We start from the raw sequence: 23,896 nt of genomic DNA on the forward strand, positions 1-23,896 counted from the left end.
GGCGGCTGACTGGAAAAGGATGGGGCAAATGACTATACGCCCGCCTAATACCGGTCCGCAATCGCCCCGAATACGGCAGCTTTCAAATAAGGCTTTCCGTTCAGCGCCTTGAGATTCTCTGCCGTGCCCGTCACGACGACACCCCAAATGCGCACATCGCTCGTCAGGGGAGCAGGCTTGTCCTTGCGCAAATAATCGTAAATCCGCTTGTACTCGCCCTCATACTTCCCCTTCTGGCTGAGACCGGCTTGAATCAGCTTCAGGAAATCCTCTTCTGCCGCCGTATTCGTCGCGGTATCGGGGTGCATGCCAAAGCCATACACGCCCGCTTCGCTGTCCGGAAACGGGCTGACCGAGCTCCCATCCGGCATTTTTTTCGCTTCATACGGGTAGCGGTTGGAGTAGGTGTCCACCCAATACCATACGGGATGGGCATCGGGAGGCAGCATGGCCCCGATTTCCTTGACCGTGTAGGCTTTGTCGAATGAAACGGCAAGCTCGACCAGCTTGTCCGGATCCATGGCCTCCAGCTGAGGGAGCTCGTTTAGCGTCCGCGGGTAGGAAATGTCAGGGAGATAGAAGAGCATCTCGCGCTCACCCGTATTCGGATTGTAAGGACGCATGTAGTCCAGCTTCTCTTCCTTCATGAATGCATCCGGCAGGCCCAGATTGTATCCTCCCGCCGGCTTGGAGAAATGGCCGAGTACATTGTATTCATAGGGCTCGGCGCCTTGGACGACCGGCACGCCCTCGATCAGCTTGTAGGTCTGGATGTCCAGCTTCCCTGTAAGCAGGCCGAAATCCACCCGGTAGCCCCCTTCGTACGAGTTCGGTCCGCTGATCTGCTTGAACAGGGAAATATCGCGCAGCGCGTTATCCGAGCTCTTGTAAAGCAGCTGCAGATTGGCAATGAGCGCTCCCCCCAGTACGAGGACAGCGGCAGAGGCGGAGATGACCGCGCTGCGAAGCAGCGATTTCCTTTTCGCCTTGCGCACAAGTCCTGAAAGGTCTCCATCCGCTCTCCATCCGTCATTCTCCTGCCCCATCTCGCCGTGGTCAGACTCCATTTCACGATCGTTCTTCTTTTCCTCCGTCATCGTTCATCCCTCCGTAACCCTTTTGGAATTGCTTTCGCGCCCGGAACAGATAGGTTTTCACCTTCTCCGCTCGAATGCCGAGCAGACCCGCGATTTCCTGATAGCTCAGGTCCAGCTCATACTTCATGATCAGCAGCTGCTTATAAACCGGATTCAGCCGGTCCAGCACGCGCTCGATCTCTTCCCGCTTTTCTTTCCGCAGCATGCTCAGTTCCGGGTCTCCTCCGGCATCATCCGCCGGGCTTTCCTCATAAGGAACCAGAATGCGCTTCTGCCTGCGGCATATGTCGTAATAATGATTCAAGGCGACCTTGTACAGCCAAGCTGAAAACTTGTCCGGATGGATGGCGTCCATATGGACAAGTCCCTTGTAGACGGTTTCCTGAACGATATCCTCCGCGAGCGTCCGTTCGGCGCCAAGACGGATCAAATACCCTTGGATTTGCCTTGCCTTCCTGCTAAGCGCTTCGCGCATCCTCTGCTCCACCATGCGCCTCCCTTCCTTGCCCTATAACGGATCTCCCTGCCCGCTTGTATACAACGCCGCCTTCGGTCCGGCATTTTTTCTTCCTTGGCGGCGGCAAAGGAAAAGGCAAAAGGCGCAGGGCAGCTTGGCTGCCTTGCGCCTCGGGCTTCTTATCGAAGGAATTGAATAAGACCGGAGATTCATGCTTCCGGCTCCAAGTTATCCGGCCCGTCCGTTTTCCAGCAGGCCGTACTTTTGCTTCACCCGGCCCAATATGTTCAGCCAGATGCCGGAAAACAGCGTCAGAAAGAACACGTTGGAGAGCGCATGGGCGAGATCGAAATAAAAGCTGGCCGCATAAACCGACGCGAAAGCCGGCCAGCTCAGCCGGTCGTAAAATCCGAGCAGGGACCATAGATTCATGATCCAGCCGAACAGAAAGCCCCAGCCGAAGCCGAACGCCGCGCGGCCCCAGCGGCTTGCCATGAAGCGGGTATGCCTCAGCAGTCCCGCTGTGAAGCCGATCATGCCCCAGCTGAACATCTGCCACGGCGTCCATGGGCCCTGGCCGAGCATCAGGTTGGAGGCGACCGCAGCGATGCTTCCGACCAGGAAGCCCGTCTCCGCTCCAAAAACGAGCGCTGCCATGATGACGACGAACGAAACGGGCTGCACGCTCGGCAGCGCCGCGAACGGCACGCGGCTCACCGCAGCGATGGCTCCAAGCATGGCGACCAGCAGCAGCTCCTCGGCCCGCAGCCGCCGGCGCTCGAAGCGGATGAAGAACGGCAGCATGACCAGCCCGATCATGAGGAGGCTGAGCGGCAGATAGAGCTCCCTCCTCCACAGCACGAGCACGAGAAGCGCGGCGATTCCGCCGAAGCTGAGAACGTACAGTCCCTTGCGCAGAGATTCGCTCATAACGGCACGTCCTCCAGGACGACGGCTTCCGGATAGAGGCTGCCGGCCGCCCGCTGCACGGCAGTCGTATAGAAGTAATTCTCCCGCATGAAGGAACGGGTATCCTCGGCCGCCGCCATGCGGCCGTCGAACAGCAGTCCGCAGCGGTCCGCATGGGAGGCGGCGAATTCGACATCATGGCTGACCATCAGAATGGTCGTCCCCCGCCTCCGAAGATCGGCAAGCAGCTCGGCAAGCTTTCCCTTGAAGAGCGGATCCAGCCCTTTGGTCGGCTCATCGAGCAGCAGCAGGCGCGGGTTGCCGAGCAGCACGATGAGCAGGGCCAGCTTCTGCTGCTGGCCGCCGCTGAGATCGAACGGATGGCGGGATTCCAGCCCCTCCAGCCCGAACCGCTCCAGCAGCTCCTGGAGACGGCTTTCCCGCTTTTCCAGGCCGAGCCGCTCCAGCCTGTCGTCCAGCTGCGCCCCGACCGTATCGCGCGTGAAGTACAGCAGCGGATTTTGAGCGACATAGCCGACCGAGCCCGCGAGGCGTTTCTTGAGCAGGCTCACGCCTTCCAGGAACAGGCTGCCCCGCAGCGGCTTGATCGCCCCCGCGATGACCTGCAGCAGCGTCGACTTGCCGCTGCCGTTGCTGCCGAACAGGGCGAACAGCTCGCCTTCGCGAATGTCCAGATCAAGCCCTCCGAGCACCATGGGGGCATCCTTCTCATAAGCGAAATAAAGTCCTTTGCCCGTCAGCAGCGGCTTGCCGGGCGGCGCGGCAGCCGATGCCGCCTTTCCTTCCGCCAAGAACGTTTCGCCACGCTGACCGTCAGCCCCGTTAAGCTTGCCTGTCCGCGCCTGCAGCCATCGCTTGCCGTCCCTGACCGTCAGCGGCACCGCTCCTTCTTCTCCGAATCCTCCGCCCTGCAAATAGAGCCGGGTCGCCGAAGGCAGGAAGGCCGCATCGTCCCTGCTGCCGGAACGGCCGATCTGCCGGGCGGCCTCGCCGGGAGAGCCCGCATAGGCGATGCGTCCGTCCCTCAGGACGAGAGCCTTCGTGACGAGCGGGAACAGATCCTCGAGCCGATGCTCGCTGATGATGACCGTAATCGACATCTCTTCGTTGATGCGGGCCAGCAGGCCGATGAATTCCCTCGCCGCGATGGGATCCAGCTGCGCTGTCGGCTCGTCGAGCAGCAGCGCCTTCGGACGCAGCGACATGACCGATGCCAGGCTGAGCAGCTGCTTCTGGCCGCCTGACAGCTCATGGACTTGCCGATGCAGCCATTCCTCCATGCCGAAGAACGGCACGAGCTCGCCGATCCGGCGCTGAATCTGGTCGGACGGATAGCCGAGATTCTCCATGGCGAAGACAAGCTCCTGCCAGACCGTGTTCATGACGATCTGGCTGTCGGGATGCTGGAACACCATGCCGATCTCTTCCACAGACCTCCGCGCCGGCAGCTCCTCGATCGAGGCTCCGTCATAACGGATGCTTCCTTCCCGCTTGCCGGCCGGCCGCACCTCGTTTTTCAGCTGGCGCAGCAGCGTCGTCTTGCCGCAGCCGGACGGGCCGCATAGGAGGACGAAATCGCCATCGTCGATATCGACTGAAATACCGTCCAATATCGGGGCGTCGGAGCCCGCATACCGGAAGCTTACATTCTGGATCTGATAATGCGCCAATGCAGACGCTCCTTTCCGTTCATAACCGGCGGAATCGCCAGAAAGACCGCATAACAGCCCAAATGGACCCATGCCGAGAGCGATACGTCCAGCGGCTGAAGCCTGGGAAACACTTCGTAGTCGTGGACGCCGTACAGCCGTCCGATGACGATCTGGCTCCCAAGGAGCACGATCAGCCATAGGCAGGCCCAATCCCTCGCTTCCATCCGGTACCGGACGGCGCTGCTCCGCTTGCCGCTCCCGTAGCCGCGCGAGCGCATCGAAGCGGCGGACTGCATCGACTCCTCCAGCGACCAGGCGACGAGGGTGTGCATCGTCTCCATCCCTTCCCGCATGAGCAGCTTCTTGCGCATGCCGGGGTAGATGTAGCCGAATGCCCGCTGAACCGTCATGATCTGCTTCAGCCTGCGCGTCAGCAGCGGAATGAAGCGCAGCGTCACGGTGATGGCGAACGCCGTTTGGGGCGCGATCGGAGCGGCCAGCAGCAGGAATTTATCCGAGGTGATGACCAGGCTGTACGCAGCGAAGGCGAGCAGGACATTGACCAGGGAGAGGGCGAACAAGGCCCCGTAGACGACGGATTCCTGCGTGACCGGCCGGTCGCGGAAGTAGAACAGGATCGTCGCTCCCCTGCTGGAGAACAGCGGATTGGTTATGAAGATGAATAAAGCCAGAACGGCATACAGCTTCAAGCCGCGCCGCATCGTCCTTCCTCCGTCGAGACTCAGATGGAGCGCGACGAGCGCCAGCAGCGTCAATCCCGACATGACGGGATCGGTGAACATCATGCAGGAGACGAGCAGCACCAGAAAATAAAGCATGGCTACGGCGGGATGGAGGCCGTTGAACCCAAGTCCTCTACTCATCGGAGCCCTTCCCGCCGCCGTCGCCCTCCGAGGCTCCGACATCCTTGCCGTAATCGGTCGTGTACACCCAGCGGATCTCGTCGCCCGGCTTGATCTTCGACGCGCCGGCGCTGCGGCTGGAGAAGGTGCCGTTCACGCTGAACAGCCAGCCGCTGCCCGCTCCCTCGTCGAATTCATACAGATTGCCGATTCCGCTTACATAGGCGGCCGCTCCCTTGCCGCTGTAATCGACGACCATCTTCCGGCTCCGCGCGGCCTTCTTCAGCACATCCAGCACCGTATCGCCTTCCTCGGCCTCGACCCGGGTCGCCTTGAGAATGACGCCCGTCTTGGCCGAGCCGGTTACCGATATCGTGACGGCCTGAGCCTGCGGCGGCTTGGCCGCCGGCGCGGAAGGCTTCGGCTTGGGCGCAGGCGATGCCGCACCGGCGGGAGGCTTCGTTGCGCCTGTACCGGCTGCATTTGCGCCAGAGGCTTGCGGCTTGGCCGTGCCGGCTGCGGTTCCGCCCGAGGCTTGCGGCTTGGCCGTGCCGGCTGCGGTTCCGCCAGACGTCTGGGGATCAGGCGGCTCTGACGGCGCCGGGGAACCGTCTCCTCCCTGTCCCGCTGAACCGTCCTTGATCGGCGGCGTAGACGCTTCCGCTCCTGCGGCTGCTGCGCCGGCGCCGGCAGCTCCTGACGAGCCCTCCGGACCGGCGGAGGGCGTTGCCGCTGCTGCCGGGGACGGCATGGGGCTTCCGGCCGCCGGCAACTGCCCCTCTTCCGCCTGCGGCGATGCAAGTCCTCCAGCGGCGCCGGATTCCGAATTCAGCCCGGCAGCGGACGCTCCCGGCTGCGAGGCTTCCTGCCGCTCCGCCGGCTTCGCCAGCGGTCCGGCACCGTACAGCCATGCGGTCCCTGCCAAAATCATTATCGCGGCGATAATTCCGACAGCTTTATTCAAGCCGTTTTTTCCGTTCATGTTCCGAAGCCTCCTCTATGCCCGCGTCCTCCCCGTAGCGGACAAGCCAAAAAAGACATCTTTCACGTGAAAGATGTCCGAAAGGGATGCCTCGCCGCAGGCAGGCATACAGGCAAACAGCCGCTGCCCGCAGCTCTCCCTCCCATCCTCGCGGGAAGCTATGATACAAGCTTTTTATGGCAGGTCTCCTGGCTTCGCTTCATCGCGCCGCCCTTCCTTCCCATCCCGGCAGGGACAGTGGATGCCTCGGGCAGCCGCTCGGCTTCACAGTGGCGGGACCGCGTCGAATTTTCATCGAACTTCCCTATTAAGCCCCGCAGGCCGAAATACCTGCGCAGGCACCATAAAAGCAGCTATGAAATTGTTGAAAGTCATCCCTCATTGTAGCAGACTCCGCTCCAAAACACAGTACCCAGTTTGCGGCTCCAAACCTTGCGACGGATCGGAGCCGGTTTCCCCGATCAGCTCCGCTTCCTTCGATACTTGGAAAACAACCAGATCTCCGCGTCCCGGACATTTCAGGTTTTGCCGGTCACGACTTCAAGAGCGCGGCGTCCAATCGCCCGGGAGAGCCCGGCCTGCCATGAAACAAAGGAAGACAGCCATGCTCCCGAGCATGGCTGTCTTCAGCATTTCCGGATGAATCAAGGCTCATCCCGCAGCGTCTGGCTGTAGCTGTCGGACAGCTTCAGCAGCTCAAGGGTGCGGTTGAATTCATCCTCAGTCGTCTTGCGTCCGCCGGTGTCCTTGCCCACGAGAGGGTAATTGGTGCCGTCCTCGAACGCATTGCCGGGAACGAACACGTCGGAATCCGTAATGACCGAGCCGGTAGGAAGGAAATGCCGCACCGGCAGCATGTTCGGACGTCCCTTGAGATTCAGCAGGTCGGTGCCGAAGTGGATCTGGTCCGCAAGCGAAACTCCCGCCAGATTCGCCACAGTCGGCAAAATGTCGATCTGTCCGCCTGTTTCGGTAATGACCGAAGGTCCCGTAACGCCCGGAGCATGAAGGATAAACGGAATATTGAACATGTCGGCATAGCTGTATTCATGGCCGATCATCGCATCGATGGATGTCTTTTCATTCTTGTCGAGCGTATAGACGGGCAGACCTTGATGGTCGCCGTAAAACATGACCATGCTGTTGTCCCACATGCCGCTGCTCTTCATCTCGTCGATAAACTGGCCAAGCGCCTGGTCCGCGAAGTGCTGCGCCTGCAAATAACGGCCAAGCAGCGTGCCGTCCAGATTGTCCGGCAGATCCAGCGTCATCTTGGATTCCGGGATATTGTACGGATGGTGGGCGCTCATCGTAATGATCTGCGCGTAGAACGGCTTGCCGGATGCGCTCATCTCCTCCAGCTTCGGCATCGTTTTGGAGAAGAGGACGCTGTCCGAGGCGCCGAACGCCACATGATCTCCGTCTCCGAAATAGCTTTTGTCATAATAATGCTGCCATCCGAGAGCCGGGTACAGCTCGGAGCGGTTCCAGAACTGAACGTCGTTCGTATGGAAGGTCGCCGTCTCGTAGCCGCTCTTCTGGAGCAGCTTGGGCAGGCTCGGAAGGCCGTTCTTCGGAAGCGCCTGCACCGCAGGCTCATGAGCGGGAACGTACAGCGACGTGTTGACCACATACTCGGCGTCGGAGGTCGTGCCGGAGCCCGCAGAGCTGTAGAAGTTCTTGTAATAGTAATTCTCATCGGCAAGCTTGTTGATATTCGGCGTAATTTCCTGGCCGTCCACCTTGAGTCCGATCAGGAAGTTCTGGAACGATTCCATCTGGATGATGATGACGTTCTTGCCCTTGGCTGCCCCGAAGGCAACCGGACTTGCATCCGGATGGACGCCCTTGAGCTCGTCGATCGCCGCCTGGGTGACCGGAACCGTCTCGACCGAGGAATTCTCGATGCCGTCGGACAGCAACGTGTAGAATTCATAATTGAGGATGCCCATTTCCTCCGCCTGCTTGCTCTCGTTCATGCTGGCCCGGTTCGGCCAGATATCGAAGACGCAGAGCGCCACGGAAAGAACGAGAATGCCGAGCACCGCAGGCTTCCGGTACGGAAGCAGCCTGCTCGCGACATAGCCGGATTTCTTTTTCATCCGCAGGCGCACATGCAGGAACAGCAGGATGACGATGTCGGCGAAGACGAGCAAATAGTAAGGATCCATCAAGGAATACGTGCTTTCCCCGACCTCGGTCACTTTGCCCGCCTGGTTGAGCTGGTGGTAGGTGACGATGACGCCGTAATACTTGAAGTACATCAGGACGGCGAAATACAGGAAAGTGAACGCCAGATCCGCCAAGGTGTAATACAGCAGCTTGCGCTTGGAAGCCAGCCACTCGATCAGGCAAAATACGGCCCACATGAACGGAATTTCCGTCAGCAGCATGGTCCAGCTGGGGCCGTCTTCGAACACGATATACCAGGCCAGAGCGCTCTTGGCCAGCAGAATAAGGGTAAACAGCAAAAAACGGAGGTTGCCCAGCCGTAGAATGATCTTCATTTCGACATGACTTCCTTACCTGTAGAATGATGGAATGAGAACGTGAAATCGGACGGATTCGCATCGGACGCCGCCAACGCCATTTATCATACATCCGGTTATTTAAGTAGTCAATTAAATCATGGCTCCTCGTCAGGGATCTTTTGGAAATGGATATAGACCCATAAACTAGGAGGCCATGGCATGAAACAGGGGGCGCTGAGGAATGAGGCAGGATGGTCGGCTATGGAACGGGGCGCATGGCATGAAACGGGATGCACGTCATGAAAAAATACGCTGGCCATGAAGCACCTGTGCATGTCATGAAAAAATGCGCTTGCCATGAGGCAGGGCGCAGGCCATGAAGCAGATGCGCTTATCATGAAAGAATGCGCTTGTTCAGGGCTCCGGGCTGGCAGGAAGCGTGCAGCCGCTCCCGGCTCACAGGCATGCGCCTCTCAGCGGCAAGCCTGAACGCAAAAAATCCCCGCTCCTCATCGCGAGGCTGCGGGGATTTTCGCGGCTGTTTACTTCTTGGAGGCAAGCCAGTCGGTGAGCGCGGTAATATCCGCGTCGCTGAGCGTTCCTTTGTAGGCCGGCATGCCTCCGCCTCCGTTCTCGATCTGATGGCGGATATTCTCGGCCGACTCGCTGGCGCCGATCTTCTGCAGGTTCGGGCCGACGCCTCCCCCCAGATCGGCCGCATGGCAGCTGATGCAGTTGGACTTGTACACTTCCTCCGCCTGAGCGGTCGTCGTTCCGCCATTGCCGGCCGGCGTCGACTCACCGGCGTTGCCTGTCCCGCCGTTGTTCTTGCTGCCTCCGCCGCAGGCGGCAGCCGCAAGCACGAACAGAGCCAGCACGGCCGCAAGCAGCCATTTTTTCTTGGAATCCATCGGTACATGCCTCCTTCAATTATCCTTTCGGATACATGTAGAATCCCCTAATTTTCCTTCCTCATGCCTGCTTTTCGCGTACTGCCGTTTCATTCGGTGCATAAGGCCTCCTCCATTCGGAGAATCTATTCCTGTACCTGGAAACCGCTGAGGCAAACGTTCTGCCGGCGGCCCGAACCGGTAAAGGAGGTGCTGCCCAATGTCCGCGCAGGAGGAATGGATCCGCCATCTGGAGGAGCTGCGGCGGCGGTTGATCGTGGTCGGAGCTTGCTTTGTCACCGCATTTTGCGGCGGCATGTACGCCTCCCCCCATTTGCTGAAGCTGATCCGTTCGCATGCCGGAACAGACGTTCAATGGAATGTGTTCGCCTACACGGATGGATTGTTCGTCTACTTGCGCTGCGCGACGCTGTTCGCCCTCGTACTTGTGCTGCCGGTCGTCCTGTTCCAGCTGTGGGCTTTCGTCAAGCCCGGGCTCACCGAGAGGGAAGCCAAGGGGACGCTGATGTACGTTCCGGCCTCCTTCCTGCTCTTCCTGACGGGACTGGCCTTCAGCTATTGGGTCGTGTTCCCGATGATGCTGGAGTTCATGCAAAAAATGAACCGGACGGTAGGCGCCGTTGAAACGTACGGCATCGACCGCTACTTCTCTTTCCTGTTCAGCGTCGTGTTCCCGCTCGCGCTTGCCTTCGAGATGCCGCTCGTCATTCTGTTCCTTACCCGGATCGGCATGCTGACTCCGGCCAGGCTCAAGCAGACGCGCAAATACGCCTATCTCGGGCTCGCCGTTGTCGGATCCTGCATCTCGCCGCCGGATTTCGTCTCCCATCTGTCGGTGACGATTCCGCTCGTCGTGCTGTACGAGATCAGCGCATTCCTGTCCGTCAGGCTCTATAACCGCCGAGCGCAGCCCGTCGCCTCCCCGTGAAGCGCCGCAGCCGCGCCGGCCGATCTGATCTGAAAGGAGACCAACATCATGTTCAACAATATCGGCATTTCCGGGCTGGTCATCATTTTCGCCATTGCCCTGATCGTGTTCGGCCCGGCCAAGCTTCCTCAGCTCGGGCGCGCCTTCGGCGATACGCTGCGCGAGTTCCGCAACTCGACCAAAGGCATCGTCGACGACGATGTCATCGAACCGTCGAAGGAAGAGCGCAAGCAGCTGAACTAGCCTGTCGCTTCGGGCAGATATATTTTGAATGGGGCTGTCTCAAGCGCCGCTTCGGCGAGAGGCAGCCTCTTTGCCATGTTATGTTCATCTGGCCCAAGCATCCGGGAAAAGACTGGTGCCAGACCTTATTCCGGTTCCGATTGACGCCAGGGTACCTTTAAGGCTCGTTTCCGGATCTGATTCCTCCTCTCATGCGCCAGAGGCACCGTGCGATAGCCGCACGCAAATGCGCAAGGAAAAGGGCCAACCGGTTCGGTTGGCCCTTGAAGCTTTATTTCGCCAGGCTGCCGCCCTTCTTGCGATATTCCAATATCCCCTCCGCGGCCCGGTAAGCGAGCGCCCCGACCGTGCCGGTCGGATTGTAGCCCGAGTTCATCGGGAACGAGCTTGCGCCCACGACGAACAGATTGTCGACATCCCAGCTTTGGGAGTAGCTGTTCACCGCCGAGGTTTCCGGGGAATCGCCCATCACGACGCCGCCCGTATTATGCGTGGACTGGTAGGTCACGATGTCGTACGGCCCCAGCTCCTTGAGCTGGTCGACATGGCTGGCGCCCATCTCCTTGACGATCTCGGCCGATTTGTTGGCCAGGAACACCGCCAGCTCGCGGTCCTGCTCCTCGAAGTCGAACGTGATGCGCACGAGCGGGTCGCCGAACGTGTCCTTGTAGGTCGGATCGAGATCGAGGAAGTGATGGCGGAACGGCATCGACGACCCTTGGCCTCCGACAGACAGCACCCGGTTCGCGTATTTCAAGGAATTCTTCTTGAATTCGGCACCCCATGCCGGCATTCCCGAAGGAACCGGGTTGTTCAGGATCGGGCGCTGGCCGGTCTGGCCGATGCTGATGGAGCCGCCATGGATGAACTTCAGGTCGCTGTGGTCGAAGTTGTCCCCGTTGTAGTTGTCGAGATTGACGCCGAGAGCGCCTGCCCCCGCGAAGTTGTTGAATTCCTCGTTCTCGAAAAATCCCGCCGCATTGCCCTTGATGACCTGATAGGCATAGTTGCGGCCGATGACGCCCTTGCCGGTGGCGGAATCGTACGGCTTGCCGATGCCGGACATCAGCATCAGACGCACATTGTTGAACACATAGCTCGTGACGACGACGATGTCCGCCGGCTGCTCGATCTCCTCGCCGGTCGTGACGTCCGTATAGAGCACTCCTGTCGCCTTGCCCCCGGTATGTAGGATTCGGCGGACGTTGGAATGGGTCCGGATTTCGAATTTCCCCGTCTTTTTGGCGACCGGAATGACGGTCACGACAGGATCCGCCTTGGCTCCGTACTCGCAGCCGAACCGCTCGCAATACCCGCAGTACTGGCAAGCCGCGCGCGACACTCCGTCCGGATTCGTATAGTTTTCCGACAGATTGGCGGAAGGCTGCATATAGGGATTCAGGTTCAGCTTTTTGGCCGCTTCGATGAATTTCTGCATGGCGGGAGTCTTCTTCATCGGTGGCGTCGGATAAGGATTCGACCGCTTGCCTCCAAGCGGATTCTCCTCGCCGGACAGCCCGATCAGCTTCTCGAACTTGTCGTAGTAAGGCTCCAGTTCGTCGTACGTGATGCCCCAATCCTGCAGCGTCATGCCGTCCGGAATTTTCGCCTTGCCGTAGCGCTCGATCGTCTTCGTCCGGATCTGGAAGTCATAGGGCAGAAAGCGGAACGTCTGTCCGTTCCAGTGCACGCCGGAGCCGCCCAGCCCGTCCCCGAGCAGGAACGAGCCGTACTGCCGCATCGGCAGCGCCCTTACCTGCTCCTTGCTGCGGAAGGTGATCGTTTCCTTGGACAGATCCTGCATCAAATCGTACCGCACGCCGTAGCGAAGCTCGTCATGCACCATGAAGTAGTCTTCGGTTTTGCGCTCTCTTCCGCGCTCCAGCCCGACGACGCCCAGACCCTGCTTGGTCAGCTCGGAGGCGATGATGCCGCCTGCCCAGCCGACTCCGACGATGACGACATCGGTTTTCGGTAATTTCCTTGCCATACTGACAGCTCCTTCCGGCTAATGGGTCGCCATATGCTCCTGCAGGCTTTGCGGAGCGATCTTCGTGAAATCCTTCTCGATGATGCTGGTGTAGCTCATCTGGTTGCCCGGGTAGTTCCTCATCTTCCAGCCGGCCATGTCGGCGTTGCCGCCGTACAGCGGATCGCTGTAGGCGCCCTCGATCGTGTTCGCGCGCAGCATATTGAAGAAGCCGCTGGCCGAGATCGTGGTCAGCTTCACCTCGTCGGCCTGGAACGCGGCCAGCACCTCGTCCTGCTGCGCAGGATCGAGCGAGGCGAAGCCCTTCTGGTATTTCGTCTGGCTGTAATTGTCCATCTCCTGCAGCCCGATGAGATACATGTCCCGCCGGAACAGCCTGCCCTGGTAGCCCTGGACCTTTTCGCCCGCATAGAATGGCGGGGACATGTAGTCGCGGGAGTTGAAGCCGTAATCCCCTGCGAGCTGGTGATCGATGAAGAAGGCGGAGCCCAGCGAAGCGGCCCCGGGCCCATGGTCGTCCTCGGGATAGATCCGCTCCATGGCGGCTTGCACGATCGCGAACTGGGACTGGGTGAAGAACATGAGCGCGCGGTTGAAGTTGCCGGGAACCTTGGCGGCGGTCCCTTCCCCTTCCTTGCCCGTGTTCGCCTCTGCCTTCGGCTTGCGGTTAATGAGGGCGCCTACGGCTCCCCCGACGACAAGTCCTCCAAGCGCATACCCGGAACGAATGAGAAACCGCCTTCTTGACGGCTCCTGTACGGGATCCTTCCGGTCCGCGCCGGAGCCTTGCTGGTCTGTGTCCATGCGGATAGATTCCTCCCTGATTGCAAGATGGTAATGCCCGTATTATTTTCCAAGAAGAAAGCATTATACATTTGGATTCGAAAGGATAACCTATGTGCGCTTGTCAATATGCGGATGGAGGTTGCACCTGATGAAAAAAGCGATACGGTTTGCGGCCGCCGGCGTGCTCGTCGGCAGCATGGCGGCGCTTGGCGCATGCGCGGGCCCGGCCAAAGAAAATGGGAATCAGATGCATGGAGCCGGTCATTCGGCCGTGCGGGGTTTGGAGAGAGCGGGCAAGGATACGGTTAGAGGAGTCGAGATCGCAGGCCGCGACGCGGCCCATTCGGCCCGCAGCGGCACGCGCGCGCTGGAGCGCACGGGAGAGCGGATAACCGGCTACGGCATGGGCGCAGACGGCCACCATCCATATGGAGCTTCCGGGTACGGAATGGCGGACGGCACGACGGAAATTCCAAGCATCGACCGGAACAAAAAAACGACGACTTACGAGCATGCCGGAACGACGCATGGACTCGGCACGTCGACCTACAGCCTCATCGGCAGCTCCGGCCTGCACAGCGGCGGCTTCTCGTCGCATCTGCAGTCTCGCCTCAAGGCCGACGGCATCGAAGGCGTGAAGGTATTCGTGTTCGACGACCACGTCATTCTCGCTTCCTCGAAGCGCGGCATGACGTCCGCAAGCTACGATCCGATGCAGAGGAAGCTGCTGAGCGGAACGGCAGGCTTCAGCGGCCACGGAGCCGAGAACACGAAGTCCGAGGGCACTTACGGCGCCAAAAGCGTCGATTCCAGCAGCCTGGAGCAGGCCAAGGCCAAGCTCAAGGAATACCTCGGCGACCAAGTCGACGTGGACAGCATAGAAAGCTCCCAGGCGATCGAGCTGATCGACAAGCTCCGCAGCCTGCTCGACCAGAACGGCGTTGCGGGAGGCACTGCGGGAGACACTGCGGGAGGTGCCGCGGGAGACACGGCTGGAGGTGCCGCGGGAGACGCTGCGGCAGGAACGGGAGAAGGCGCAGCCGGGGAAACGGCGCAGCCGGCTCCCGAAGGAACGCCGGCAAGCGACAAGGCCGGCTCCGGCGCTGTTTCCAACAAGGATGCGGCCAAGGCCGGCGACCTGCTCGCCGAGCTGCTGAAGATGGTCGGACAGCAGCAGCGCTGATCGGCATTGCTGCTCATGCAAAAAAAGAAAGGCAGCCGGGACCTTCGTCCGAGGCTGCCTTTCCTTTATTCCATTTCATTCCCTCCGGCTTCCGCTTCCCCGGCTCGATCCGCATACACAGCCATCGCGTTGCGCATGAAGACAGCCAGACCGTCGCCGAACTTGTCGATGTTGGCTGTGAACCGCGCATCGTCGACGTACATCCGGCCGAGTCCCCGGAGCATCTCTGGCGTGTACGAGCCGAACGTCTGCAGCATGCGGCACCACTCCCCGATCGCCTCCTGCGCCGGGGCCGAATCAGGCTGCAGATGCCGAACATCCGCCAGCCGGCGATAAACGCCGTTGAAGGCTTCCAGGTCCTGCCCGGTCATGCCCTTCGCTGCCGCCTCCGCCTCGTCCACCTTCCGGTCTCCCCAGCGCTCGCGCGCTTCCTTCTCGTAGGAATTGGACGAAAAATCGAATCCTTCAAACCTTTCCTTGCCGCTCATCTTCATCTCTCCTTCGGCATGCCGCAGCGTCTTGTCGACGGTGCGGATCATGGCATCGAGCCTCCTCCGCTTCTCCAGCAGCATATCCCGGTGCAGCCGCAGCGCTTCGGCTTCCGAGAAGCCCGGATCCTGGAGGATGGACTTGATCTGCTTCAAAGGGAATCCGAGCTCGCGAAAAAACAGGATCTGCTGGAGCATGGCGAGATCGCGGTCGGAATACAGACGGTAGCCGGACTCCGTCGCCTCCTCCGGATGAAGCAGGCCGATCTCGTCGTAATGATGCAGCGTGCGCACGCTGATGCCGGCCAGCTCCGCCGCTTCCTTCACCTTGAGCATGTTCGCGTCTCTCCCTTCTGCCTCAGGATAAGGCCTCACGCTGCGTGAGAGTCAACAGCATCTTCCTATGTTATAGTAAGAAAAAGAATACGCGGGGACAAGCCAGCCCGCTTGGCGCCAGACGTTCGGACAAGCCGTTCCGGGCTGGCGTCGGCAGAGCCGCAGGCTCGCCTTTAAGAGTTCCCGGAAAGGCTGTGCGACATGATGATGGCGTTAGGCGGAAGGATTCGAAGAATCACGCTGCTCGGCTCCCTGTCCCTGCTGCTGCTGACCGCTGCTTGCGGCAGCGGAGAAGCGGACAAGGCCGCGCAATCCGGCGGAGAAGGCCATGCCGGGCATGGGGACGGCGAAGTCCACACGGTCAGCGGCGATCTGCAGGAGACGACCGCATCGGCAGAGACGATGCCGAAGTTCCTGGACGGACAGCCGGAGCAGGTGCGGCTCGTCTATCAGGCTGCCGGCCAGGCGACCGAGCTGCTGTCGGGCATGCCGTGTTATTGCGGCTGCATGGAAAGCTCCGCCGGACATAAGAGCAACATGAACTGCTTCGTCCATGAGGTCAAGGAGGACGGCTCCGTCGTCTGGGACGACCACGGCACCCGCTGCGGCGTCTGCCTGCAGATCGCGGCCCAGTCCATCGGCATGCTTGCCGAAGGCAAGACTCCCGAACAGATCCGCGAGTCTATCGAAGCGCAGTACAAGGCTTCCTGAGCCAGGCTGCCGGATTCATGGCACGATCCGCAAACCAAAAGAGGCTGTCCGGACATTCCCGGGCAGCCTCTTCTCCATTCGCGCGGCATGAACATGGCCTGTCTTGAACCTTTCCGCCCATGAAAATGGATGCCGGGCCTTATTTCAACGTTTTGGCCTTCAGGTTGATATGCGCGCAGTCGGTTCCGTTGATGTTGTTGAAGATGAAGTCGAGCTGGTAATCCCCGCGCACGTAGCTGATCTTCTTCTGCTGCGTCTTGCCCGTCTTGAAAATGACGGATGCGTCCGGCGCTCCCCACTGCTGCACGAGCAGCTTGACCGTTATGCTCCCGATATTCGTCTGGCGCTCCACGTTCGTGCCGAAGTAGCGCATCTCGCGGATTTTGCCCAGCTTGTAGTTGAAGGCGTAGCCGGGATGTCCCATGTCCGCCGTATACACGTCGAACCCGTCCGAGTCCTTCATCGGCACCATTGGCGCTCCGATCGTCTTGACGACGGTCTGGCGGGTGGTCTTTCCGACCGTGAAGGAATTGAAATCAGGGAACTGGCCCTTGAGAGCCGGTTTATAAAAGCTGTTCAGCTTGGCAGCGGCCTGGTCATGCGCCGATACGGCAGCGGTGGAAGCAGCCGCATGGGCGGATGAGAAGGGCAGAGCGGATCCGGCGCTGGCCAGAACCCCGGCGGCGAGAACGGCGAAGGCGGTTTTTTTCGTCCATTGCATGTTCATGATGAAGACCTCCTGTAGATTGGGGTATGGATACCCTTACCCATTTTAGAGATAAACTATTTACCTCGTAATGGATTCATATGTACCCGACGTCCTCGCCCGCCGATATGTTGCGCGGAATCTCACGTTAGGCGGACAGGCAATTTATCCCTCGAATCCTGAATAATCGGCTTGCCCGACAAAAAAAGCCCGGCAGGCTGCCGAGCAGCCTGCCGGACTCTATCCATTCCTTTTCTTCCCGCTCATGAAGCCTCGCTCAGTACGTCCACCAGTTGCCCGACATGACGATCATGGAGAACAGCTTGATGCTGTCTTCATAGTAGCCTTCGGCCGAGCTGCCCGCCGTCTTGGTCCAGACCGAGTTCAGCCAGGCCTGATTGGAGGAGTCGGTCATGGCGCTCACGCCGAACGGGGCGTAGAACGCGCCGCTGTTGTAGCTTCCGGCAACTCCGCCCGTCAGCGTGTATCCATCCTTGATGGAGGATGGATTGCTCGACGTCTTCGACTTGATCCAGCTGTTCATTTTCTTGAGCTGGCTCAGCGCCCGGCTGTCGCCGCTCAGAAGATAGTCGGTCGCGATCCGCCATGGCGTCCGGCAGGAGTTGTAGTTGTAATTGCCGTCCTGGTCGCTCTCCAGGAAGTTCGCCGGAGCCGGCTTGTAGGTGCCGCCGGAGTAGACGACAAAGTCGGGCAGCAAGCCCGTCGTGGAGCTGTTGTTCGCGAAAATCGCATTGATGATGGAATAAGTCTGGTCCGCCACCTGATCCCAGCGGGTATCGCCCGTCGCGGCCTTGAACGCCTTGAGATGGTTCAGCATGAAGTCGGAAGGGCGCGTCGCCGTCGCCTCCGTGCCGCTCGTCGCCCAGTCGCCGAGGCGCAGCGTCCAGCGGGACTGGTTCACGTCGCTCTGCATGATCGCATTGATGACCGACTTGGCCGCGGAGAGATAGTTGATCGTGCCCGAGCTGCCCCACTGGCGGTCGGCCAGCAGCAGCGAGTAGGCGATGTCCATGTCTCCGTCCGTGGCGGAATCCGGGCCTTCGACGTTCTGGAAGCTGCTGTTCTGCTTCCATGCCATGAGCGCGGAATTGTTGACGCTCGGATGGGCTTTGTAATAGGCGTACAGGCCGTCAAAATACGTTTTGGCGCCGCTGTCCGCTCCCGCCATGAGCACCGTCAGGAGCATGCCGTAGCCATGGGCCTCGGATACCGTTTCCCCGGCATCGTTGTATTTCACGTAATACTTGCCGCTGCCCGCCGTCTTCAGGTAATTGCTCTTCCAGGCGCTCCACTTGCTCTGGACGGAGCTGTCCATGGCGCTCTGCGTGACGTTGCTCGGCTTGATGGTGCCCGCCGTATAGGCGGCATGCTGCGGGAACGGCCGGCTTTCCCCGGCGCCGAAGGCGATTCCTGCCGGCAGCATGACGACGCACAGCCCCATGGAGATAAGCGCTTTCATTTTCGGTTGGAACTTTCCTTTTGCCATCCCTTTGATTCCCATTACATGATTCCTCCTCATTCATTTTGTCTTGTCAGCGGTCGACCTCGGTTCCGTGGCGAACTGCCTCTGCGATGCCCGTTAGCCTGCCTCACCTCCTTCAAAAGGGTCCGGCATGGACAGCCCCGGCGCCTGCATGGAAAATGCAGGATCGCCGGAATGCCTCCAGGCCCAATCATGTCTATCCGCCGGTCGGCGGCGACGTCGATTCGCGCACGACCAGCTCCGGCTTCAGCTCGAGCTGCTCCGCTCGTCCGCCTCCGAGCGAAGCGAGCAGCAGCTCCACCGCGCGCCGCCCGATCTCCTCCGCCGGCTGCCGCACCGTCGTCAGCTTCGGCCGGAACTGCGAGGCGATGATCTGGTCGTCGAAGCCGACGACCGACACATCCTGCGGAATGCGGATGCCCGCCGTCTTGAAGGCATCCATCATGCCCAGAGCGGTATAGTCGTCCGCGGCGAACACCGCTGTCGGCAGTCTTCCCGCCGAGATCCATCTGTCGGCCGCTTCCAGCCCCGACGAGATCTGGAACTGGCCCGGCTCGACCGAGAACGGCTCCAAGCCCGCCTCGAGCATCGCCTGCCTGAATCCCCTCTCCCGCTCGCGGCTGCTGAGGAACAGCTCCGGGCCGGCGATATGGGCGATCTCCCGATGGCCGAGCCCGATGAGATGGTTCGTCGCCATCAGCGCCCCGGCGTAGTTGTCCACGACGATGGCCGGCACGGCCGGAGCCGGATGCTGATGATCGACCATCACATAGGGGATGCCCCGCTTCTCCAGCTCCTTGCGATCCTCCTCCTCCCTCATCGGGGAGAGAAGAATGACGCCGTCAACATGCTCTTCCTGGAACAGCAGCGGAGAGCCGGCCGGCTCCTTGTCCGTCGAGACGGACAAGGTGAGGAAGTAGCCGCGTTCGGCAAGCCTCTCGCTGATGACCTTCACGACGGCGTCGAAGAAGGAATCGTCCAGCGTCGAGAGCTTCATTCCGATCAGGCTCGTTTTGCCTTTGGCCAGGCTGCGCGCGGCCGCCTTGGGCCGGTAGTCCAGCTCCCGCATGACCTGCAGCACCTTCTCCCGGTTTTTCTCCCGCACGGAAGGATCATGGTTGAGGACGCGGGAGACGGTGACGACCGAGAGTCCGGATTTTTTGGCGACATCGTAAATGCTTGCTTTCATGATTGCTTCTGGCTCCTTGCGGCGTAGGATGGCCTGCAGGCTGGCGGACCCGGCCCGGCCTACTTGTTGACCCGGCCGAGCAGCTTCTGCAGTTTTTGCTGAAGTCCCGGCAGCACTTCCTCCGGCTTCTTGTCGCCGTTCTCGACGCTCGCCAGCTCGTTGATGAACAGTTCGTTGATTTGGGAATAGTTGTCGATCAGATGGTTATACGATTCAAATCCGTATTTGTATGCGCCCTCGTACACCTGCTTGATCTGCGCCGCATCGATGCCGTCGAAGTGCGCGTAGTACGCCTCCGCCGCCTCCTGGTTGACGGGCGGGTTGCCGCCGGACAAGTCGATGGACTTCTTCTGCACCTCGGTGGATACGAGATACTTGATCCATTCCAGCGCTTCCTTCGGATGCTTGGAATCCTTGAGCACGAACAACGGATCGATATAGAGGACGCTGCGCACCTTCGGATTCGGCCCCTGCGGAACGGCCGCTACGCCGACCTTGAAGTTGAAGTCGCTCGATGCGGCCAGGCTCCACGAGCCGACGACGGACATGCCGATCTTGCCGGAGAGGAACGGATCGCCGAATTGTCCTGCGACGGATTTGCTGAACGCCGGCGAAGGCGAGACATGCTGATCCCAGATGAGGCCGTATATCTTCTTGTAGGCGTCGATAACCTCAGGCTTGTCGAGATTGACCTGGGACGGCTTGCCGCCGTTTGTCCACGTATCGTCCGAGTAGACATTGGCGCCGAAGTATTGAGGGCGCTGGTCCCGCTCCCCGAAGCCGAAGTCGAGGCCGTACTGGGCTTCCGCCAGATTTTTGGAGTCGACCGTCATCGCCTTGGCGTCCTCCACCATTTTATCAAACGTCCAGCTCTTGTCCTCGTAATCCGTCGGCGGATAGGAGAGTCCGGCCTTGTCGAACATATCCTTGTTGTACAGCAGGACGGACACATAGCTGTTCAGCGGAATTCCGTATGTCTTGCCGCCGACCTCGTAAATCTTCATCACGTTGTCCGGAATATGATAGTCGGCAGCCTTGAAGTCCCCGAGATAAGGCGAGAGATCCATCAGCATGCCTTTATTGTAATACTCCATGAATCCGCCGTATCCCCACTGGGAGGTGACGTCAGGCGAATTTTTGGCCGCGATCGCCGACTGCAGCTTGGAATCGAACTGCTCGTAGGGGGCCTTGGTCACCTTGATCTTGATGCCGGGATGCTTGGCTTCAAAGTCTGGAATGAGCTTCTCCACGAACGTGCGGTCCGGGGAATCGATCGTATAATGCGTGATGGTGACCGTATCGCCTCCCGAATTGCCGCTGCCGGAGCAGCCGGACAGGACAACCGTCAGGAGCGCGGCGGCGGCGGCCGATTTGGCGAGCTTTCCTGCAGGCTTGGCTGCGCTGTTGGCGAACGGACCTGCTTTTTCGGTAGTGTTCATGAGTATCGTCCTCCCTGGATGGCGATAGTTTGGTGATATTGCGGTGAGTCTTGCTGGAAGCCGGAGGCATTTCCAATTGGCGGAAAAAGGGGCGCGGAAGGAAGGGTCTTTTCAATACCTGGATGAGCTGCATCAGCAGGAGCCTCAGCGGACGGGGCACGATGGGCCGGCCGGCAACCTTGCAAGCGCAGTCTACTTGATTCCGGTCAGGACGATTCCTTCCACGAACCTTCGCTGCGCGACGGCGAACAGGAGAATGATCGGCACCGCCGTCAGCATCGATGCGGCCATGAGCAGGTTCCATGGAGCGAGCCGGAACTTGGAGGACATCATCGAGGCGAGGCCGATCGGCAGCGTGAAGTTCTCCTGGGAATCCAGGTAGAGCACCGGCGTGAGCAGGTCGTTCCAGCTGCCGATGAAGGTGAAGATGGCCACTGTCGCCATGGCTGGCCCGGCCAGCGGCAGCGTCAGGTTCCAGAACAGCCGGAATTCGCTGCAGCCGTCGATCCGTCCCGCCTCGTACAGCTCGGAAGGCATCGTGGAGAAGAACTGCTTGAGCAGAAAAATCATGTACGCCGAGCCGAAGAAGTTGGGCAGGATGAGCGGCAGCAGCGAATCGTGAAGGCCGAGCTTCGTGAAGAGCAGGAATTGGGGAATCATGATGGCCGGATAAGGAAGCATCATCGTGCTGAGCACGAGCAGGAAGAGGAAACCGCTGGCCTTGGTCCGGTAACGGGCAAAGCCGAAGGCGACCAGCGCCGAGCTCAGGACGGTGCCGACGACGGCGGATACGGCGACGATGAGGCTGTTCATGTACTGCTGGCCGAACTTGATCTCGCCGTTGCGGAACAGCTCGGCGTAGTTGCCCCAAGCCGGCGCGTCCGGGAGCAGCTGCGGCGGATAGATTAGAAGCTCCTTGCTCGTCTTGAGCGAGGTCGACACCATGAAGGCGAGCGGCGACAGCATCGCCGCGGTGACCAGCAGCAGCAGGATCAGGCTGACGGCCTTGCTCCAGAGCTGCTCTCTTCGTCCGGCGCGGGAGGCAGGCTGGGCCTGCAGGCCGGCGGTTGCGGATGGACTCATGGAATCAGCGGCTCCCTTCGTAGTAGACAAAGCGGTTCGACGCCTTGAGGATGAACCAGGTGATGAGCAGCACGGCTGCGAGCAGGAGCCACGCCATGGCGGATGCGTAGCCGTAGCGGAAGTTTTTGAAAGCGCTTATATAAATGTTGTAGACGTAGAACCAGGTCGTGTAGTTGGGGCCCCCTTGGGTGATGGTGTAGGCCTGCGTGAACACCTGGAACGAATCGATGATGCCGACGATGAGCTGGAACAGGAAGACGGGAGATATCATCGGCAGCGTCACATGCCAGAAGGATCGCAGCCTGCCCGCCCCATCGAGGCGCGCGGCTTCGAGCAGCGAGGCGGGAACGCCCTGGAGCCCCGCGAGGAAGATCAGCATGCCCGCTCCCATTCCCCAGAACGACATGACGATCAGCGCCCATAGCGCGAACCGCTCGTCGAGCAGCCAAGGAATCGGGTCCATGCCGAACAGGGACAGCACATAGTTGAACGGGCCGGCCTGCGGATTGAAGATCCAGGTGAACAGCAGCGACATGGCGACGCCGGAAATCATGCTCGGGAAGTAAATCGCGGTTCGGAAAAAGCCTTGAAAAGGAACCTTCTGGTTGATGAGGATGGCGAGCAGCAAGGACAGGAGCAGAGTGAGCGGGACGCTGATGAACGTGTACTTGAGCGTGACGGAGATGGAATTCCAGAACTGCTCGTCATGGAACAGCTCGCGGAAGTTGCCCAGCCCGACCCATGCCGGGGCGTGGATGACGTCGTAATCGGTGAAGCTGTAGTACAGCGAGGCGAGGATGGGAAGCAAGGTGAGCACCGCAAAGCCGATCAGCCAGGGCGATATGAACGCGTAAAAGGCTCGGCTTTGGGAGGCTCCGATCGTTCTTTTCATCATAGGGACCCTCTCTTCGACAAAAGTTAAAGCGGTTTAACTTTTAAGGCAAAAAAATGGACCGCAGCCGAGGATACCTTCTCCCCGGAGTAGGATCGGGGTACCGGCCAACGAAAGTTAAACCGGTTTAATTATTTGATTGATGTCAGTATATTTCACGCCTGTAATTTTTGTCAATAACCAAAATCGAGGGCGGTTAGGATCGCCCCTCCATTCAGTAGCTTCATTCGACTTGGACGATTCGATCTCAAGGCGCCTGCCACTAAATTTCGCGGCTGTCTTCCAAAGTAGGGGCATGATGGGATACGGATCGGACATACGATCCGCTATTCGGCTCATTTAGACAGAGGATTTATCGGACATACGTTCCGTTATTTTTCAATTCTTACTCTCATACCGATACAATTTGCAGGAATAACGGATCCTATGTCCGATAGGATTCGAAATCCGTCCATTTCCCCAAAATAACGGATCCTATGTCCGATAAATCGGAAATCGGTCATTTTCTCTCCCGTTCTCCCCAATTTGGCTTCATGCACACAGAGTGCTGCAGGTTTCATACCGCAGCCGCTCAAAATGCTTCATTCCCCAACTCTCTGCACGTTTCTTCCTTCCGCTTCCTCCATTTCCGTTGCCTCCCTCACCTCTGCCTCTTGTTGCGCCGTCTGTTTCATTTCTATGACGCTGCCTGCTTCATTCCCTGTGACTGCCTGCTTCATTTCTGTGTTGGCGCCTTCTTTATTCCTTCGGACGCTGCTTGCTTTAATTCCTGTAACTGCCTGCTTCATTCCCTGTGACTGCCTGCTTCATTCCCTGTAACTGCCTGCTTCATTCCCTGTAACTGCCTGCTTCATTCCCTGTGACGCTCCCTGAACCTATGTATGTTCGGTGCGCCCCCACATTCGGCGTTTTTCAAACACATGTTTCATGAGATCCTGCTGCTGGCGGGATCTCTGAATGCCTGCCCTACATTTCTCCGAGCATGTACCTCTGCTAGGCAGCAGGCAAACAAAATGAAAGACATGCCTTTCGGCATGTCTTTCAGGCACGTCTTT

Annotated in this window: 22 protein-coding genes and 1 riboswitch; of the genes, 4 read left to right on the forward strand and 18 right to left on the reverse strand. The window is 59.6% G+C overall.

Features of this window, described 5'->3' with window-relative positions; translation table 11 throughout:
• Positions 1 to 44: 44 nt before the first annotated feature.
• The 8 genes from PHU01S_RS21480 to PHU01S_RS21515 form a co-directional block, all read right to left on the reverse strand.
• Entirely contained in the window at positions 45 to 1,097 is a 1,053-nt protein-coding gene (locus PHU01S_RS21480; RefSeq protein ID WP_127509864.1) for an anti-sigma factor, read from the reverse strand.
• Complete coding sequence (locus PHU01S_RS21485; protein ID WP_021879675.1) at positions 1,069 to 1,587, reverse strand: RNA polymerase sigma factor; 519 nt, start codon at positions 1,585 to 1,587, stop codon at positions 1,069 to 1,071. The genes PHU01S_RS21480 and PHU01S_RS21485 overlap by 29 nt, the downstream gene beginning before the upstream one ends.
• Before the next feature lie 195 nt (positions 1,588 to 1,782).
• The gene (locus PHU01S_RS21490; protein ID WP_049868252.1) at positions 1,783 to 2,484 is read right to left on the reverse strand and encodes an ECF transporter S component; all 702 of its coding nucleotides are present in this window, start codon (positions 2,482 to 2,484) and stop codon (positions 1,783 to 1,785) included.
• On the reverse strand, positions 2,481 to 4,154 hold the full coding sequence (locus PHU01S_RS21495) for an ABC transporter ATP-binding protein (RefSeq protein WP_164763153.1): 1,674 nt from the start codon (positions 4,152 to 4,154) through the stop codon (positions 2,481 to 2,483). The genes PHU01S_RS21490 and PHU01S_RS21495 overlap by 4 nt, the downstream gene beginning before the upstream one ends.
• A complete protein-coding gene (locus PHU01S_RS21500) occupies positions 4,127 to 5,020 on the reverse strand; it encodes an energy-coupling factor transporter transmembrane component T (protein ID WP_164763154.1) in 894 nt (297 codons plus the stop codon). Before PHU01S_RS21500 ends, PHU01S_RS21495 begins: the two co-directional genes overlap by 28 nt.
• Positions 5,013 to 5,981, reverse strand: coding sequence for a DUF4430 domain-containing protein (locus tag PHU01S_RS21505; RefSeq protein WP_127509870.1), 969 nt, complete (start codon positions 5,979 to 5,981; stop codon positions 5,013 to 5,015). Before PHU01S_RS21505 ends, PHU01S_RS21500 begins: the two co-directional genes overlap by 8 nt.
• Before the next feature lie 161 nt (positions 5,982 to 6,142).
• Positions 6,143 to 6,341: riboswitch (cobalamin riboswitch) on the reverse strand.
• Between the two features lie 284 nt (positions 6,342 to 6,625).
• Positions 6,626 to 8,488: an LTA synthase family protein gene (locus tag PHU01S_RS21510; RefSeq protein ID WP_021881513.1), complete on the reverse strand. Its 1,863-nt coding sequence runs from the start codon at positions 8,486 to 8,488 to the stop codon at positions 6,626 to 6,628.
• A gap of 506 nt (positions 8,489 to 8,994) precedes the next feature.
• The gene (locus PHU01S_RS21515; RefSeq protein ID WP_049868255.1) at positions 8,995 to 9,363 is read right to left on the reverse strand and encodes a c-type cytochrome; all 369 of its coding nucleotides are present in this window, start codon (positions 9,361 to 9,363) and stop codon (positions 8,995 to 8,997) included.
• Positions 9,364 to 9,562: 199 nt separating this feature from the next.
• Here PHU01S_RS21515 and tatC point away from each other — a divergent pair, with 199 nt between their 5' ends.
• On the forward strand, positions 9,563 to 10,291 hold the full coding sequence (tatC, locus tag PHU01S_RS21520) for a twin-arginine translocase subunit TatC (RefSeq protein WP_021881515.1): 729 nt from the start codon (positions 9,563 to 9,565) through the stop codon (positions 10,289 to 10,291).
• Between the two features lie 48 nt (positions 10,292 to 10,339).
• Complete coding sequence (locus PHU01S_RS21525; RefSeq protein ID WP_048744779.1) at positions 10,340 to 10,534, forward strand: twin-arginine translocase TatA/TatE family subunit; 195 nt, start codon at positions 10,340 to 10,342, stop codon at positions 10,532 to 10,534.
• Between the two features lie 271 nt (positions 10,535 to 10,805).
• Here PHU01S_RS21525 and PHU01S_RS21530 read toward each other — a convergent pair whose 3' ends face one another.
• Positions 10,806 to 12,524, reverse strand: coding sequence for a GMC family oxidoreductase (locus tag PHU01S_RS21530; protein ID WP_127509872.1), 1,719 nt, complete (start codon positions 12,522 to 12,524; stop codon positions 10,806 to 10,808).
• An 18-nt stretch (positions 12,525 to 12,542) separates the two neighbouring features.
• Entirely contained in the window at positions 12,543 to 13,328 is a 786-nt protein-coding gene (locus tag PHU01S_RS21535; protein WP_076357991.1) for a gluconate 2-dehydrogenase subunit 3 family protein, read from the reverse strand.
• A gap of 130 nt (positions 13,329 to 13,458) precedes the next feature.
• On the opposite strand from PHU01S_RS21535, the gene PHU01S_RS21540 reads away from it, so the two are divergent.
• On the forward strand, positions 13,459 to 14,493 hold the full coding sequence (locus tag PHU01S_RS21540) for a hypothetical protein (RefSeq protein WP_127509875.1): 1,035 nt from the start codon (positions 13,459 to 13,461) through the stop codon (positions 14,491 to 14,493).
• Between the two features lie 65 nt (positions 14,494 to 14,558).
• On the opposite strand, the gene PHU01S_RS21545 is transcribed toward PHU01S_RS21540, so the two are convergent.
• Complete coding sequence (locus PHU01S_RS21545) at positions 14,559 to 15,317, reverse strand: MerR family transcriptional regulator (RefSeq protein ID WP_127509877.1); 759 nt, start codon at positions 15,315 to 15,317, stop codon at positions 14,559 to 14,561.
• Between the two features lie 204 nt (positions 15,318 to 15,521).
• Here PHU01S_RS21545 and PHU01S_RS21550 point away from each other — a divergent pair, with 204 nt between their 5' ends.
• Positions 15,522 to 16,028, forward strand: coding sequence for a PCYCGC motif-containing (lipo)protein (locus tag PHU01S_RS21550; RefSeq protein WP_234992994.1), 507 nt, complete (start codon positions 15,522 to 15,524; stop codon positions 16,026 to 16,028).
• A 139-nt stretch (positions 16,029 to 16,167) separates the two neighbouring features.
• Here PHU01S_RS21550 and PHU01S_RS21555 read toward each other — a convergent pair whose 3' ends face one another.
• The 7 genes from PHU01S_RS21555 to PHU01S_RS21585 all read right to left on the reverse strand — a co-directional run bounded on the left by PHU01S_RS21555 (position 16,168) and on the right by PHU01S_RS21585 (position 23,629).
• Positions 16,168 to 16,755 carry a YjgB family protein gene (locus PHU01S_RS21555; protein WP_076357988.1) on the reverse strand — a complete coding sequence of 196 codons (588 nt, stop codon included), beginning with the start codon at positions 16,753 to 16,755 and terminating at the stop codon, positions 16,168 to 16,170.
• A gap of 256 nt (positions 16,756 to 17,011) precedes the next feature.
• Entirely contained in the window at positions 17,012 to 18,256 is a 1,245-nt protein-coding gene (locus PHU01S_RS21560; protein ID WP_234992979.1) for a family 8 glycosyl hydrolase, read from the reverse strand.
• A gap of 178 nt (positions 18,257 to 18,434) precedes the next feature.
• Entirely contained in the window at positions 18,435 to 19,427 is a 993-nt protein-coding gene (locus PHU01S_RS21565; RefSeq protein WP_076357987.1) for a LacI family DNA-binding transcriptional regulator, read from the reverse strand.
• 59 nt (positions 19,428 to 19,486) lie between these two features.
• Complete coding sequence (locus PHU01S_RS21570) at positions 19,487 to 20,866, reverse strand: ABC transporter substrate-binding protein (RefSeq protein ID WP_127509879.1); 1,380 nt, start codon at positions 20,864 to 20,866, stop codon at positions 19,487 to 19,489.
• A 192-nt stretch (positions 20,867 to 21,058) separates the two neighbouring features.
• Entirely contained in the window at positions 21,059 to 21,949 is an 891-nt protein-coding gene (locus PHU01S_RS21575) for a carbohydrate ABC transporter permease (protein ID WP_076357986.1), read from the reverse strand.
• Between the two features lie 4 nt (positions 21,950 to 21,953).
• Complete coding sequence (locus tag PHU01S_RS21580) at positions 21,954 to 22,844, reverse strand: carbohydrate ABC transporter permease (protein WP_307721819.1); 891 nt, start codon at positions 22,842 to 22,844, stop codon at positions 21,954 to 21,956.
• Positions 22,845 to 23,422: 578 nt separating this feature from the next.
• Positions 23,423 to 23,629 carry a hypothetical protein gene (locus tag PHU01S_RS21585; protein WP_127509881.1) on the reverse strand — a complete coding sequence of 69 codons (207 nt, stop codon included), beginning with the start codon at positions 23,627 to 23,629 and terminating at the stop codon, positions 23,423 to 23,425.
• Between the last annotated feature and the right edge of the window lie 267 nt (positions 23,630 to 23,896).

This window comes from Paenibacillus humicus NBRC 102415 (assembly GCF_004000905.1).
Taxonomy (GTDB): Bacteria; Bacillota; Bacilli; order Paenibacillales; family Paenibacillaceae; genus Paenibacillus_O; species Paenibacillus_O humicus.

Excerpts from the sequence above, each read along its gene's own strand:
- PHU01S_RS21480 (WP_127509864.1), bottom strand. The coding sequence starts at position 1,097 with ATGACGGAGGAAAAGAAGAACGATCGTGAAATGGAGTCTGACCACGGC.
- PHU01S_RS21485 (WP_021879675.1), bottom strand. The coding sequence starts at position 1,587 with ATGGTGGAGCAGAGGATGCGCGAAGCGCTTAGCAGGAAGGCAAGGCAA.
- PHU01S_RS21490 (WP_049868252.1), bottom strand. The coding sequence starts at position 2,484 with ATGAGCGAATCTCTGCGCAAGGGACTGTACGTTCTCAGCTTCGGCGGA.
- PHU01S_RS21500 (WP_164763154.1), bottom strand. The coding sequence starts at position 5,020 with ATGAGTAGAGGACTTGGGTTCAACGGCCTCCATCCCGCCGTAGCCATG.
- PHU01S_RS21505 (WP_127509870.1), bottom strand. The coding sequence starts at position 5,981 with ATGAACGGAAAAAACGGCTTGAATAAAGCTGTCGGAATTATCGCCGCG.
- PHU01S_RS21510 (WP_021881513.1), bottom strand. The coding sequence starts at position 8,488 with ATGAAGATCATTCTACGGCTGGGCAACCTCCGTTTTTTGCTGTTTACC.
- PHU01S_RS21515 (WP_049868255.1), bottom strand. The coding sequence starts at position 9,363 with ATGGATTCCAAGAAAAAATGGCTGCTTGCGGCCGTGCTGGCTCTGTTC.
- tatC (WP_021881515.1), top strand. The coding sequence starts at position 9,563 with ATGTCCGCGCAGGAGGAATGGATCCGCCATCTGGAGGAGCTGCGGCGG.
- PHU01S_RS21525 (WP_048744779.1), top strand. The coding sequence starts at position 10,340 with ATGTTCAACAATATCGGCATTTCCGGGCTGGTCATCATTTTCGCCATT.
- PHU01S_RS21530 (WP_127509872.1), bottom strand. The coding sequence starts at position 12,524 with ATGGCAAGGAAATTACCGAAAACCGATGTCGTCATCGTCGGAGTCGGC.
- PHU01S_RS21535 (WP_076357991.1), bottom strand. The coding sequence starts at position 13,328 with ATGGACACAGACCAGCAAGGCTCCGGCGCGGACCGGAAGGATCCCGTA.
- PHU01S_RS21540 (WP_127509875.1), top strand. The coding sequence starts at position 13,459 with ATGAAAAAAGCGATACGGTTTGCGGCCGCCGGCGTGCTCGTCGGCAGC.
- PHU01S_RS21545 (WP_127509877.1), bottom strand. The coding sequence starts at position 15,317 with ATGCTCAAGGTGAAGGAAGCGGCGGAGCTGGCCGGCATCAGCGTGCGC.
- PHU01S_RS21550 (WP_234992994.1), top strand. The coding sequence starts at position 15,522 with ATGATGGCGTTAGGCGGAAGGATTCGAAGAATCACGCTGCTCGGCTCC.
- PHU01S_RS21555 (WP_076357988.1), bottom strand. The coding sequence starts at position 16,755 with ATGAACATGCAATGGACGAAAAAAACCGCCTTCGCCGTTCTCGCCGCC.
- PHU01S_RS21560 (WP_234992979.1), bottom strand. The coding sequence starts at position 18,256 with ATGGGAATCAAAGGGATGGCAAAAGGAAAGTTCCAACCGAAAATGAAA.
- PHU01S_RS21565 (WP_076357987.1), bottom strand. The coding sequence starts at position 19,427 with ATGAAAGCAAGCATTTACGATGTCGCCAAAAAATCCGGACTCTCGGTC.
- PHU01S_RS21570 (WP_127509879.1), bottom strand. The coding sequence starts at position 20,866 with ATGAACACTACCGAAAAAGCAGGTCCGTTCGCCAACAGCGCAGCCAAG.
- PHU01S_RS21575 (WP_076357986.1), bottom strand. The coding sequence starts at position 21,949 with ATGAGTCCATCCGCAACCGCCGGCCTGCAGGCCCAGCCTGCCTCCCGC.
- PHU01S_RS21580 (WP_307721819.1), bottom strand. The coding sequence starts at position 22,844 with ATGATGAAAAGAACGATCGGAGCCTCCCAAAGCCGAGCCTTTTACGCG.
- PHU01S_RS21585 (WP_127509881.1), bottom strand. The coding sequence starts at position 23,629 with ATGAAGCAGGCAGTTACAGGAATTAAAGCAAGCAGCGTCCGAAGGAAT.